This window comes from Sorangium sp. So ce726, from assembly GCF_051521405.1.
Lineage (GTDB): Bacteria > Myxococcota_A > Polyangia > Polyangiales > Polyangiaceae > Sorangium.
Genome location: NZ_CP150349.1, coordinates 12,760,907 through 12,774,788, shown reverse-complemented (window position 1 = coordinate 12,774,788; position 13,882 = coordinate 12,760,907). Strand labels below are relative to the sequence as shown.

Here is a 13,882-nt window from a genome sequence, read left to right as displayed (position 1 = left end):
CGCCTGTTGGTTGTGAGGGTGGCCTGACCGCCCTCTTTTTCGGAGGATTCCATGAAGAAGCTCGTTCTTGCGCTCGTCGCCGTGTCGTCCCTCGTCGTCGCCTGCGGCGGCAGCGCCCCGGCCCCGACCGACCCGGGCGCGGCTCCGGCGGCTGACCCGGCGGCGGCCCCCGCGGCTGACCCGGCGGCGGCCCCCGCGGCTGACCCGGCGGCCCCCGCGGCCGACCCGGCGGCGGCCCCCGCGGCGCCCGCCGAGGCCCCCAAGCAGTGAGCTCTCTGCGCGGCGCGTCGCTTCTTCGGTGAAGCGCGCACCGCGGAGCGCTTTGGGCGACGCCTCTCCGGAGGCGCCGCCCTCTTTCATTTTGTGCCCCTCGGCTCCGCAGGGGATGCAGCGCCGGCGCGCCTGTGCTTTGGCGCCATCCGCGGGCCGTCTCCATGTATGTTCCGTCCGCGCGCCTTCCCGTGGACGGCTCAGCGCGGCGCCGCTGCAGCCCGCGAGCCGGTCCCGCTCCCTCTGACAACCAGACCTCTCGTGTCCCCGGGGCTGATCGTATGGGTACCACAAGCCGGCTGAGCTTCCTGCTGCGGTCCGGGCGGCATCGCCCTGGCTTCCTCTCCTCGCGCGCCTTCGCCTGGTCCGCGCTCGTCGCCCTCGCGGGGGCCTCGCTCGCGGCGGGCTGCGGCCGCACCGAGACGTGGGAGTACGACAGCTCGTCCGGCGCCGAGCCCGCGGCGTGCGGCGACGGCGCCTGCAACGGCGCGGAGGACTGCGGCAGCTGCGCCACCGACTGCGGCCCGTGCCAGGGGTGCGGAGACGGCGCCTGCTCGGGGGCAGAGACGTGCTCGAGCTGCGCGAGCGATTGCGGCGTCTGCGCGGCGTGCGGCGACGGCGCCTGCAACGGCGCAGAGGACTGCGGCAGCTGCGCCGAGGACTGCGGCCTGTGTCCGCGCTGCGGCGACGCCGCCTGCGATCCGGCGAGCGAGTCGTGCTCGACGTGCCCGGACGACTGCGGCGTGTGTCCGAACTGCGGCGACGGCGTGTGCAGCGGCGCCGAGACGTGCTCGACGTGCGCGAGCGACTGCGGCGTCTGCCAGGGCTGCGGCGACGGCGTCTGCTCGCCGCGGGAGGACTGCCGCTCATGCGCCCCCGACTGCGGCGTCTGCGAGGCCTGCGGCAACGGCGTCTGCAACACCGGGCTGGAGAGCTGCTTCTCTTGCCCGGACGACTGCGGCGCCTGCTCCACGTGCGGCGACGGCATCTGCTCGGGGACAGAGACGTGCGCGTCATGCCGGCGCGACTGCGGCGTGTGCTCGGTGTGCGAGAACGGCGTCTGCGAGAGCTTTGAAAACTGCGGCCTCTGCCCCCAGGACTGCGGCGTGTGCGACCCCGTGGACTGCCAGGAGGTGGTCACCTGCGCCGCCCGGTGCATCGACAGGGAGCGGATGCCGCCGGAATTCAGCGTCGCGTGCGTCTCCAGCTGCGTCTCGCGGGGCTGCCCCAACGCTCAGTTTTTCGCCGATCAGGTCCTTTCGTGCGCCTTCAGGTCGCTCGCCGTCTGCAACGGCGACTTCAGCTGCATCCAGAAGCAGTGCGGCGTCGAGCTCTCGGCCTGCGCCCGATCCACCTGCTGATCCCTCCCCGGGACCGGCGCGGGCGTCCGCCTCTTTCGCCCTCGGACGCCCTCGCCTCACGCTTCGTCGAGCAGCTCCTTGGCCGTCAGCTCGCTGGCCGCCCGCCCGTGCTCGTACTCGAGCAGGCCGAGCGAGGCGTAGCGCGGCCGCATCCGCGCGGGCAGCAGGCCGATCCGCTTCAGGTTCGGCACGATCCGCCGGAACATCGTCCGGCGGAAGAACCCCATCAGGTCGCTCTGGAGCATGAGCTCGTCCCACGCGCAGCGCGTCATGCGGTGGGCGTAGAACTCGTCATAGAACTCGTGCGCCAGGAAGCGGTTGCGCAGGAGCACCGACAGCTCGAACGCCCAGTCCTCACGCTCCCTCCGCGCCCGCTCGTCGATGCCCTCGCGGTAGAACCTGCTCAGCGCGAGCACCCCGTAGTGGACGTGGCGCGCCTCGTCGGTGATCACCGACCGGAGGACGTCCTTGAGGAGCGGCTCGCTCGTCACCTGTCGAATCGACCCGAACGCGCCGAGCGCCAGGCCCTCGATCATGATCTGCATGCCGAGGAACTTCATGTCCCACCGCCCGTCGCTCATGATCGCGTCGATGACGACATAGAGGTTGTCGTTGATCTCGTAGAGCTTCTCCAGCTTCTGCGTCAGGTAGGCGTGGAACACCTCGACGTGGCGCCCCTCGTCGGCGACCTGCGTGCTCCCATAGAGCTTCGCGTCGAGCGACGGCACGCACTCCGTGATCTGCGACGCCGCGAACAAGGCGCCCTGCTCGCCGTGCAGGAACTGGCTCAGCATCCAGGAGAGCAGCCCGTGGCGCTGCGTCGCGCGCTCCCGCTCGGAGAGCCTGCCCCAGGCGGGCAGCTTGGACGGCGGCATCCAGCTGTCGGGCAAGAGCGGCATTGACGGGTCGAGCCAGTCGACGCTACGCGACCAGTCGAGGTCTGTCGCAGCGTTCCACTGGGACGTCTTGGCGAGGTGGTAGAGCCTCGCCATGTCGGGGTCGTCCCGCCCGTAACTCCAGTTAAAGCTGGCCTCGTATCCAACCGAGATATCGGTCGAGACCACGCCCTTGCCTCGCCGCTGGACGAAGCCGCGAAAGGCGGGCCCGAGGAGCGAGGCGAGCACACGGACGTTACCGCTGCTCGATGCGTCGCGAAGGAGAGGGGCGGAATCGAGGAGGGTCTGGAGTGCTTGCTGAAGGCGCATGGACATGAGAGCTTTCCGGAGCGGCGAGGCGCGGGCGCGAGGCCGAGCGACCCGCGGGCGGCCCTTATAATGGCACCTATCATCGAGCGGCAATCGCCTCTCGCTAGTTTTTGCGTCGTCATATCGACTCCGGGAGCTCCCGAGTCGGCCAGGGGGTCCACGCCGAGCGCGCGCCCCTCGCCCGCCTGACATCGCACGTCGCAGGGGCGCGGCGCGCGCATTGCGCGCATCGTCGACGCGCCGACGCTGGCCGCGCGCCCTCCGCGTCAGAGCGCGCGGCACCGCAGCGTCGGCGCGGGCGAGGAGCAGTGCCCGGAGTTCTCGCCGATCAGCAGGAGCCCGGGCGGCCCCGCGGAGAGATCGAGTCCGCCGATCCCACGGACCGCCGCCTCCGTCGCGCAGAGCGCTTGCACCGCGTCGACGGGCGCCCACGCCCCGACCCGGGCCAGGTCGCCGCCGATGATCTCCGGGTGGTTCACCGAGCGCACCACGACCTGCCCAGCGTGCAGGCACAGGTTCGTGTGCACGCGCGTGTCCGGGCCGCTCCTCAGCGCGATCTCCTCGTGGAGCGAGGCGGCGATCTCGATCACCGCCGCGCGCTCCAGCAGCGACTCCCGCAGCTCGCTGGAGAGGAGGCGCACGGCGAGGATCTCGCTGCCGGTCACGGAGACCAGCGTGAGCCCGGCGTCCCGGAGGCGCTCCTCCGCGAGGTCGAGCACGAGGCCGAGCTCCTCGGCGAGCGCGTCGTCGAGATCGTCGGCGTCGGTGCGCACCCGGAGATCGAGGTAGATCGCGATCGCGTCGGTCTGGAGCTCCGGCATGCTGCTCCGCCCCGACGTCGGCTCGCCGACCGCCTCGCGCAGCGTGTAGAGGAAGCTCTTCACCGAAGGATAGCGGTGCTCCGGCTGCTTCTCCATGCAGCGCAGCACCACCGCGTCGAGCGCGGGCGGCAGCGGGGTCCGCCGGCTCGGGCGCGGCGCGGGCTCCTCCAGGTGCTGCCGGAGCAGCTCGGTCGCGTCCGGCGAGTAGAACGGGAGCTTGCCCGTGAGGAGCCTGTGCAGCAGGACGCCGAGCGCATACACGTCCACCCGCGCGTCGAGGACGCCGCCGAGGATCTGCTCGGGCGCCATGATCGTGAGGGTGCCGGGCGCCCTCCCCGCCGTGGTGAAGCCGCTCGCCCCCTCGTCCGGCTCCATCAGCTTGGCGATCCCGAAATCGAGGAGCTTGACCGCCCGCGGGGCGCCCCGCGAGACGAAGATGTTGCTGCCCTTCACGTCGCGATGGATGATCCCGGCGGCGTGCGCCGCGTCGAGCGCCGCGCAGACCGGCTCGAGCAGCTCGAGCGCCTGCTCCGGCGAGAGCCGCCCCTCCTGCCGGAGGAGCACGTCGAGCGTCACCCCGTCGAGGTGCTCCATCACATAGAATGGCCGGCCGTCCGCGAGCTCGCCGGCCTCATAAATCTCAACGATCCCGGGGTGATTGAGCAGCCGCACCACCTCGATCTCGCGCAGGAAGCGCTTCACCATCTTCGGCGACGCGGCGAGCGTCCCGTGGAGCACCTTCATCGCCACCCGCGCGCCGGTCTTGAGGTGGATCGCCTCGTACACGGCCCCACATCCGCCCCGGGCGATGGGCGATACAACGCCATACTCACCCGCCCGCGTGCCGCACGGCAGCTCGCCTCGGGAAAAGGACCTCTCCTCCAGTGAAAATGCCCGCGTCTCGTTATCTCGTGTCGCCAAAGCATCCATCGTCATAACCCCCCCGATGCGACTAAGGACTCACCCGAGCGAGGATTTTCTCCGCGCCAGACGGCCGGGTTGGCGCTACACGTCGCTTCGCCAAGTGGTACAGTAAATCCATCGTTATCCTTACGGTAGCCTATTCCATCTGCTAGCAGAACGGGCGCGGAGGGGGATAGATGAAGAGGCGAATCCGAGCGCTGTGCGCACACACATTTCTGTTGGCTTCATTGCCGTGCTGCGGTGGCAGCGACGGATTTCCCGCGGAGTGGGGGTCGGTCGACGAGGTCTCAAGTGCGCTCCTGAATCACAACGCGCTGAACCCGAACGCGTTGAACCCGAACGCGTTGAACCCGAACGCTCTCAACCCGAACGCCCTCAACCCGAATGCGCTCGCCCCGAACAGACTCGCCTCGAACGCCCTCTCGGCGGCGGTCCGCGCCGCCATCACCCGCCCAGGAGAGCTCGGCGCGATGTCCAGGCAGCTCCTTCAATACATCGTCGGCTGCGCGCTGACCCCGTCGCAATCGTTCAGGTTCTCGTGGCGCGACGAGCACGGCGAGCTGCGCGAGGAGGTCTACCCGGGGTACCTCGGGCTCGCGGCGAGCTGGACCATCGCGCCGCTGAGCGAGTCCCGGGAGCAGTGGGTCTCGGCCTGCGTGGCGTCGCGCGCCAACCGGGCCGGCGTCTCCGTGATGATCTCGTCGCGCGCGGCGCACCTCGCCCTCAGGCACCCGGACGCGGGCGAGGTCGAGTCGTATCCGATGGAGGAAGGCGCGTTCTGGGGCAATCTGTTCGCGACTCCCCCCCGCCTCTATGCCTGCTACAAGGAATCCAACGTGGAGAGCTCTCGGGCCCTCAGCAGGGACTGCGCCGCGGGCCTCCCCGAGCCCGAAGGGGGCGTCCGGGATTGCCCGAACATTCACATCGTGGGCTCATGCGATCTCGCGTGTGACGCGCTCAGCGCAGCCGACGGCTATCGCCCGAGCTGCACCGACGATCGAGGCGAGTCGTGGCCCGCGGTGATTACGACGTTCCTGCCATGAGGACCCCATGTTGCCCGATGCTCGTCGAGGCGGAAGCGCGGCTCGCTCCGGGGCGCCCACCGCGCGGTGCAAGGAGTGCGGCAGGCGCGTCGCGCACGCGGATCCGGGGTGTCCGGAGCACGGCCCCGTGCTGCGGCAGGCCAGCCCGGAGCCCGGCGCGCCCGGCGGCACGGACGAGTCCAGCGGCAGCTGGCTCAGCGCGACCGCTCTGCCCAGCATCGAAGGCTACCGGGGCGTCCGGCTCGCCGGCGCAGGCGGGTTCGGGGCCGTGTTCGCGGCCGAGCCCGAGGAGGGCGGCCCGACCGTGGCGATCAAGGTCGCGCGCGCCGACCGGCCGGACGCGAGCGCACGCCTCGTCAAGGAGATGCGGGTCCTCTACGACGTCGGGCCGCCCCACGTGCCCGCCGTCTACGGGTGCGGCCAGCTCGCGTCGGGCGCGCCGTACTTCGTCATGGAGTACCTCGACGGCCCAACGCTCGCCGACCGCCTCGTGGCGCGCGGGGTCGCCGGGCCGATGCCGGCGCGTGAGGCGTGCGCCCTCGCGTGCGCCGCGCTCCGGGCCCTCGAGGCGATCCACGCGCGCGGCTACGTGCACCGCGACGTCAAGCCGGAGAACATCTTCGTCGCCGTCGCGCCGCTCGCCGCGCGCGCGGGAGACGGCGGGCACCGCGCCACCATCATCGATCTCGGCCTCGCCGCGGGGCACCGCGAGCCGTCGCCCCGCCTCACCGCCGAGAACGACGCGCCCGGCACCGCCGAGTACATGGCCCCCGAGCAGTGCGACGGCCGCGGCGACGTCGATGCGCGCGCGGACGTCTACGCCCTCGGCGCCTTGCTGTTCGAGCTGCTCACCGGCAAGCCGCCCTTCTGGGGACCTCCCGCCCTGGTGCGGCAGGACCACCTCAGCCGCCGCCCCCCGCGGCCCTCCCTGATCGCGCCGATCTCGCGCTCGCTCGAGGAGATCGTCCTCCGGTGCCTCGCGAAGGACAGGGGCCAGCGCTTCGCGAGCGCCGCGGCGCTCGGCGCCGCCCTGGAGAGCTTCGAGCGCGGCCAGGAGCGCCGCCCCTCGCGCCTCCGGCGCCCCACCACCGAGCCGCCGCCGCCGAGCGCCCGCAGCGTCGAGCGGCGCGCCGTCGCGCTCCTCTTCTTCGAGGCCGGGCTCGACGTCGTGGCCCTCCAGCGGAGGCTCAGCGCCCTGGGCGGGGAGCTCGCCCACGCCGCGGGCGGCCGCTTCGTCGCCGTCTTCGATCACGCGGACGGCGCGAGCCCGCTGCGCCGCGCGGTGCACGCCGGCCGGGAGCTCGAGCAGCAGCGCGTCCTCTCCCGCGGGGTACTCGACCTCGCGACCGTGTCCGTCCAGCCGCGGCCCGACGGCACGCGGCGGTTCCTGAGCCCGCTCTTCCACCGGGAGGACCGCTTCGCGGCGAGCGGCCCTGCAGGCCTCACCCTGTCGCCGGCGGCCGCGGCGGCGCTCGGCGACGACGCCTCCCAGGCCCCGGGCGACGGCCTCCCCCCGCCAGGGCCGGCCTCCGCCCGGCCCGGTCCGGCCGCCGCCCAGCCCGACGCCGACACCGCGTTCGACTCGAGCTCCCAGCCGCTGTTCGGCCGGAGCGACGTGCTCGACGCGCTGGTCGCAGGCGCGCGCGACGCCGTGGCGACCGCGACGCCCACCATCGCCAGCGTCATCGGCGTGGCCGGCCACGGCAAGAGCCGCCTCGCCGGCGCGCTCGCGCAGCGGCTGCGCGCGATCGAGGGGCGCGCCGAGGTGATCGAGCTCCGGACCGGCGAGCCGGTCGCTGGCGGGGCCGATCGCGTCGTCCGGGAGATCCTTCAGCGGGCGCTCGCGCTGCCGTCGTCCCCTCCGGCGGACGGCGGCAGCGCGCTCCTCCGGCGCCGCCTCGCGGGCGCGCAGCAGGCGCGGCTCGGCGCCGCCGTGGCGCTCGCGCTCGGCTGGATCAGCGACGACCCGCTCGCCGAGGAGCGCTACCCGGAGCTCCGCGCGCTCTCCGCGGCGCCCGGCGCGCTCCGCGCCGCGCTCTCCGTGGCCGCCGGCGAGGCCCTCCGCCGGCGATCGCGCCGGACGCCGCTCTTCGTGGTGCTCGACGACGCGCACGTGGCCGACGACGCGGCGCTCGCCGCGCTCGAGTACGCGGCGCTCGCCGAGGCGCAGGCCCCGCTCTTCATCTGCGCGTTCGGGCGGCCGAGCTTCGAGAGCGCGCGCCCCTCCTTCGGCGAGCGCGCCGCGCGCCGCGAGACCTACCGCCTCGAGGCGCTCGATCGCGAGAGCGCGATCGCCCTGTGCCGGCGGCTGCTCCTGCCCGCGGAGGACGTGCCCGAGCCCGCGGTCGCGCACCTCGTCGAGCGCGCGCAGGGCGTCCCGCTCCTGCTCATCGAGCTCGTGCGCGGCCTCAAGCGCGGGGGCGTCGTGCGCCGGCACCCGCGGGGCGACGCGTGGTACCTCGCCACCGACGAGCTGGATCGGCTCCCCGACATGCCGCTCCTCGACTGGCTGGCCCTCGGCGAGATCGACGCGCTCCCGCCCGCGCTTCAGGCGCACGCGCGGCTCATCGCGCTGCTCGGCCCCGACCTCGCGGTCGGCGAGGTGGCCGGCGTGCTCCACCGGCTCGACGAGCACGGCGAGGCCGACGACCTCCCGCTCGACGCCGCGGTCGCCGTGAAGCGCCTGATCGCCGCGGGCCTCCTCGTCCAGGACCGGCGGGGCCGCATCGGCTTCCGCCACGCGCTGGTCCGCGAGGCGGTGGCCCGCGGCGCGCCCGAGCCGCTCCGCCGGCGCGTCCACCTCGCGGCCTTCAAGCTGCACCGCGACGCCGCGAGCGACGAGGCCGGCGAGCGCGACGCGCCGCACCTCAAGAACGAGCGCCTCATCCCGTTCGCGTACCACGCCGCCCAGGCGGGCCTCGGCGAGATCGCCGAGATCGCTTACCTCACCCTCGCGGAGCGCGCGCGCGCTCGGCACGCCTACCTCGACGCGGAGACGCTCTACAGCCGCGCCCTGGAGCAGCCGATCGAGCCGACGGCCCCGGGCGGCCCGCCCAGCCGCCGCGCGCCGGGCGGCGTGCGCCCCGATCGCGCGGCCGCGCACCGGGGCCGCGGCCTCATGCGCTACCGCCTGGGCCGCTACCACGACGCGCTCGCCGATTTCGCCAGCGCGCGGGCCATCGCGCAGGCGCGCGGCGACGTCCGGGCGCAGATCGACATCCTGCTCGACGAGGCCACGGCGCTCGACTGGATGGACGAGTTCAAGAGCTCCGAGGAGCGCGTCGAGGAGGCGGGCTTGCTCGCCGACGAGATCACGCTGTCGCCGGCGCTCACAGCGCGCCTCGCGCTCGGCGCCGGACGCACGCTCCACCGCTTCAGCCGGGAGGAAGAGGCGACCGCCGCGCTCGAGCGCGCGGCGGCGTCGGCCGCCTCGCTCGGCGACGACGGGTACGAGACGCTCGTCATCTCGCTGCTCATGCTCGGCTTCGTCCTCCAGGGGCTCGGCCGGCTCGACGACGCCGAGGAGGCGCTCGGCCGGGCGATCGCGCTCTGCGAGGCGCACCACGACACGCTCCACCTCTGCGTCGTGACGAACAACCGCGCGCTCCTCTGGGCGTGCCGCGGCGACAAGGCCCGGATGATCGCCGACCTCGAGCGGGTGCTCGCGCTCGCGCGCGACCTCGGCCAGGGCGCGCTGGAGCGGGTCGGCGAGTACAACCTCGGCGAGTACCTCTACCTCATGGACGACCTCGCGGCGGCGGGGCCGCACATCGATCGCGCGCTCGAGATCGAGCGGCACCGGTTCTGCGGGGCGTGCCGGCCGGTCGCCCTGCTCCTCAAGACCCGGTTCCTCTTCTTTTGCGGCGAGCAGGCCGAGGCGCGCGCGCTGTTCGAGCAGATGCGCGAGATGCAGGAGCGGGCCCGCGCCGAGGGCCAGGCCGACGCGCTGATGGTCCCCTCGGAGGAGGTGCTCTGCGCCATGATCGATCTGGCCACGCAGGACAGGGGCGCCGCGGACGACGCCGCGTGGGACGCCCTCCTGGACCGGTCGGCGCAGAGCTCCGTGGGCCAGGAGCACATCGAGGTCCTCGAGATCCGCGCGGTGACCGCGCTGCGCCGCGGCCGGCTCGCCGCCGCGCGCAGCGCGCTCTCGGCCGCGCTCGAGGCCGCGGAGCGCATCCCGAACGTGATGGGCGACCGGCTGCGCCGCCACGCCGCCGCCATCGCCGAGCGCGAAGCGGCCGAGGCCGCCCTGGATCAGCCGACGCAGCCGGCATAGGCAAGCCGCCCCGCCGCCGCCCCGTGAAATGTCACCCGGCGGCGGCGAGGGCGAGGGTCTTCGCGTTGTCGGGCACGCACGTCAAGAACCTCTCCCGAACGGCCTCGTCGCTGATCTTCGCCGCGCGGTTGAGCAGGTGCTCGCGCGCGACGGCGAGCGCCTCCGCCGCCTCGCGCGCGGCGCCCGCCGCCGCGAGCGCCTCGGCGTAGGCGAGCCGCACCAGCGACTCGCCCTCCTCGAGCGAGCCCGCCTCCTCGAGCTGCACGAACGCCTCGCGCGCCGCCGGCAGCGCCTCCTCCGGGCGGCCCTGCGCGAGCAGCGCGCGCGAGAGCACCGCCACGGCGGCGGCGCGGAGCGGCGGCGCCACCGCCAGCGTCTCGACCGCGGCGCGCGCCTCGCGCTCGGCGGCCACGGGATCGCCCGACAGGAGCATGATCTTCGCCATGTACGTCAGCGTCACGCCCTCCATGCGCCGGTCGCCCTGCTGCTGGAACGCCGCGGCGGCGCGCTGCTCGAGGAGCTTCGCCTCCTCGAGCTGCCCCAGGTGGGCGATGACGTAGCCGAGGTTCTGGCTCGCGGCCGTCTCCAGGTCGTCGAGGCCCATGCGCTGCGCCGCGGCGAGCGCCGTCCGGAGCGCCGACTCGGCCACCTCGAAGTCGCCGAGCTCGCCGTACAGGAAGCCCAGGTTCGAGCGGATCGTGCAGGCGTTCCGGCGGTCGCCGGCCTGCTCGAACGCCGCGAGCGCCGCCGTGAACCCGCTCAGCGCGGCCCCGATGTCGCCCCTCGTGTGCGCCCGGACCGCGCGCGCCTGCTGGTAGAGCCCCGCCGCCTGCGGCTCGAGCCCGGCGGGCTCGCTCGCGACCACCTCGAGCATCTGGATCAGCGCGTCGGCCGCCGCGTAGCGGCCGCCGAAGCTCAGGAACGTCGCGGCGTCGCACAGGCACATGAGCCGCGCGCTGATCGCGCCCGCCGCCTCGGCCGCCCGCGTCGCCCACGCCTCGACGCGATCGAAGTGGCCGAGCTTCCCCTCCGCGATGATCATCTGCCCGATGGCGCGGAACCACGGCGAGCTCCCCGTCCGGACGAGGCTCGCCGCCTCGGTGCCGCGCTGCACGGCGAGCACCGCTTCCCCCTGCCACAGGCCGATCTCGGCCTCCACGAGCCGCAGCCGCCCGAGCTCCTCGTCCGCCGCCCCGCACTGGACGCCCATCTCGGCGCGCGCGAGCGCGCTCGCCAGATCGTTCGCCTCGAGCGCCTGCTCCGCGGCCCTCCGGTACCACCGCACCGCGCGCGCCGGCTCGCCGCCGCGCCGGAAGTGCTCCGCGAGCGCCATCGCGTCGGTGTGCCCGCTGCGCTCGAGCCACTCGCCGGCCAGCTTGTGGCCGAGGGCGCGGTCCGGCTCCGTGAGCATCGCGTACGCGGCCTCGCGCACGATCGCGTGGCGGAACACGTAGTCCGTCGGGATGAGCCACCCCGGCGTCGAGACCGGGGCGATGAGCTCCCGCGCCGCGAGCGCGTCGAGCCACGTCTCGGTCTCCTTCACGCGCGTCGCGCCGCCGAGCAGCGCCGCCACCGCGAGCTTCGAGAAGCGGTCGCCGAAGATGCTCGCGGCCCGAAGCACGCGCTTCGCCTCGTGCCCCTCGGCGTCGAGCCGCGCCTCGACCGTGCCCAGCACCGAGTCGGGCAGCACGTCCCCCTTGCCCGTCGCGACCGCGCGGATGAGCTCCTCCAGGTAGAACGGGTTGCCGTCGGCCCGGTCCACGACCCGGGCCACCGTCTCCGCGGGCGTCTCCTCGCCGAGCGCGCTCCGCACCATGCGCTCGCTCGCCTTGGCGGGCAGCGGCCCGAGCTTGATCGTCTGCACCTCCCGGTCGGTCCACAGCCCGGGGAACTGCTTGCTCACCTCGGGCCGGGCCAGCGCGAGCAGCATGAGCGGCAGGTCCCGGAGGTTCCGGAGCGTCTGATCGATGAGGCGCACGGTCGCCGGATCGCCGAAGTGCAGGTCCTCGAGCACGAGCAGCACCGGCTGCGCCGCGCACTCGGCGGCGAGCCAGTCCTCCCACGCCGCGCGCGTCGCGTCGGCCATGAGCATCGCGTTGTCGCGCGCCGCGCGCAGCCCGCTCGTCTCTCCGTCGGGGAACGGCGTCCGCGAGAGCTCGCCCAGGAAGGCCGCGATCCGGCTCAGCGCCTCGCCGCTCAGGTGGCGCCCTAGCCGGCGCGTCAGCTTGCGCCGCCGGGCCTCCACCGGCTCGCCCTCGCGCATCCCCGCCGCCTTGTGGATCGCGTCGGCGATGAGGCCGAACGGAGACCCCGCGGCCATCGACTCAGCCCGCCCGGAGAGGATCTCCACCGACCCGAACTGGCGCCGCACCCGGGTGAGGAACTCCAGGCGGAGCCGAGACTTCCCCGACCCCGCCGCGCCGATCACGAGCACCGCGCTCGCCAGCGACTCGCTCACGCACCCGGAGAACACGCCCTCCAGCATGGACAGCTCGCGGATGCGGCCGACCCAGACGCTCGGCTTGCCGAGGAGCACGGGGACGCTCTCGTCGGCCGCCGTCTCGGTCGCAAGGAACGGCCCGTTCTCGTCGGTCTCCACCTTGAGGCGGCCGCCGACCACGCTGGCGGTCACGTCGTCGAGCCGGACCGCCCCCGCGTGCGCGGCCCGCAGGGCGCGCACCCCCCGGTCGATGACGTCGCCCTCGATGAGCTTCGCCGACGACACCCCGCGCCCCGTCGCGACGGCGAGCGGGATGCCGGGGAACCGCGCGCGCAGCGCGAGCGCGCACCGCGCCGCCCGCTCGGCCCGGTCCACCGCGCTCCCGGCGCCTGCGAGGATCGCGATGAGCGAGCCTCGCGAGATCTCCGTGATGTGGGCGCCGTAGGGCTCCACCGCGGCCCGCACCTCCGAGCGCGGCACCGCGGAGCCCGGGCCCTCGCTCGAGAGCTCCTGCAGCACGCTCGATACGTCCGAGGCGCTGGGCACCCCGCCGGCCGCCGCGACGCTCATCTGCACGTCGTCCGGCTCGCCGGCGAGCACGAGGGACACGAGCCGCTGCTCGCTGCGCGTGAGGAACCCGTCGACCCGCGCCGAGCGCATCGTCGCGTCGCGCGGCGAGGCCAGCGTGGCGGGCCGCGGCGTCGCCCAAGCGTCGAGCGCCTCCGCGATCTGCGCGAGCTCGACCCCGACGTCGCCGCAGTCGCGCGGCCGGTCCTCGGGGTTCTTCGCCATCATCCGGTCCATGAGGCGCTCCAGCGGCTCCGGGACGTCCGCGCGGACGTCGCGCAGCCGGGGCGTCTGCTGGAACAGGAGCTTGGCGAGCGCCGCCATGACGTGCGCCCCCTCGAAGGCCGGGCGGCCCGCGATGCACTCGTAGAAGACGCACGCGAGCGAGAACACGTCCGCCCGCGCGTCGAGGGCGCCCCCGCCCTCGATCTGCTCCGGCGCGATGTACCCCGGGGTCCCGAGGATCCCGCCCGTGTAGGTGAGCCGCCGCGACTCCCCGTCGGGGCGCGCGATCCCGAAGTCGACGAGCCTGAGCTGGCCGACATCGCCGGCGACGAGGAAGATGTTGCTCGGCTTGACGTCGCGGTGGATGATCCCGCGCGAGTGCGCGAAGGCGAGCGCGTCCGCCGTCCTGCGCAGCACCGCGAGGCTCTCGGCGAGCGCGAGCTGCCGGCGCGCGAGGCACGCCGCCAGGTCCTCCCCCTCCAGCCACTCCATGGCGAGGTAGTGGTCCCCGGCGCCGGTTCGCCCGTGCGCGACGTACCGCACGATCCCCGGGTGGCTCAGCTCAGCGAGGATCTGCGACTCGCGCTCGAACCGCTCGACGTCGAACGCCTCGCGGCTGTGCAGGACCTTGAGGGCGACCGGGCGGGCGTCGAGGCGGTCGTGCGCGCGATAGACCGTCCCCATCCCCCCGGCTGCGACCTGCTGCTCGACGACGAAGCGGCTCGCGAGGACTACGCCGGAATCCAC

General features: G+C 73.9%; 7 protein-coding genes. 4 read left to right on the top strand and 3 right to left on the bottom strand.

The annotated features are described in order from the left end of the window. The first annotated feature begins 51 nt into the window (after positions 1–51). Entirely contained in the window at positions 52–270 is a 219-nt protein-coding gene (locus WME79_RS47555; protein ID WP_437529226.1) for a hypothetical protein, read from the top strand. Between the two features lie 281 nt (positions 271–551). Then, complete coding sequence (locus WME79_RS47550) at positions 552–1,631, top strand: hypothetical protein (protein ID WP_437529223.1); 1,080 nt, start codon at positions 552–554, stop codon at positions 1,629–1,631. Positions 1,632–1,687: 56 nt separating this feature from the next. On the opposite strand, the gene WME79_RS47545 is transcribed toward WME79_RS47550, so the two are convergent. Further along, positions 1,688–2,842 (bottom strand): ferritin-like domain-containing protein, encoded by a 1,155-nt coding sequence (locus WME79_RS47545; RefSeq protein WP_437529220.1) that lies wholly within the window; start codon positions 2,840–2,842, stop codon positions 1,688–1,690. 260 nt (positions 2,843–3,102) lie between these two features. Then, entirely contained in the window at positions 3,103–4,587 is a 1,485-nt protein-coding gene (locus tag WME79_RS47540; protein ID WP_437529218.1) for a serine/threonine protein kinase, read from the bottom strand. Between the two features lie 338 nt (positions 4,588–4,925). Here WME79_RS47540 and WME79_RS47535 point away from each other — a divergent pair, with 338 nt between their 5' ends. Beyond that, complete coding sequence (locus WME79_RS47535; protein ID WP_437529215.1) at positions 4,926–5,624, top strand: hypothetical protein; 699 nt, start codon at positions 4,926–4,928, stop codon at positions 5,622–5,624. A gap of 7 nt (positions 5,625–5,631) precedes the next feature. Then, positions 5,632–9,903 (top strand): serine/threonine-protein kinase, encoded by a 4,272-nt coding sequence (locus WME79_RS47530; protein WP_437529212.1) that lies wholly within the window; start codon positions 5,632–5,634, stop codon positions 9,901–9,903. A gap of 31 nt (positions 9,904–9,934) precedes the next feature. On the opposite strand, the gene WME79_RS47525 is transcribed toward WME79_RS47530, so the two are convergent. Then, positions 9,935–13,882, bottom strand: coding sequence for a serine/threonine-protein kinase (locus WME79_RS47525; protein ID WP_437529208.1), 3,948 nt, complete (start codon positions 13,880–13,882; stop codon positions 9,935–9,937).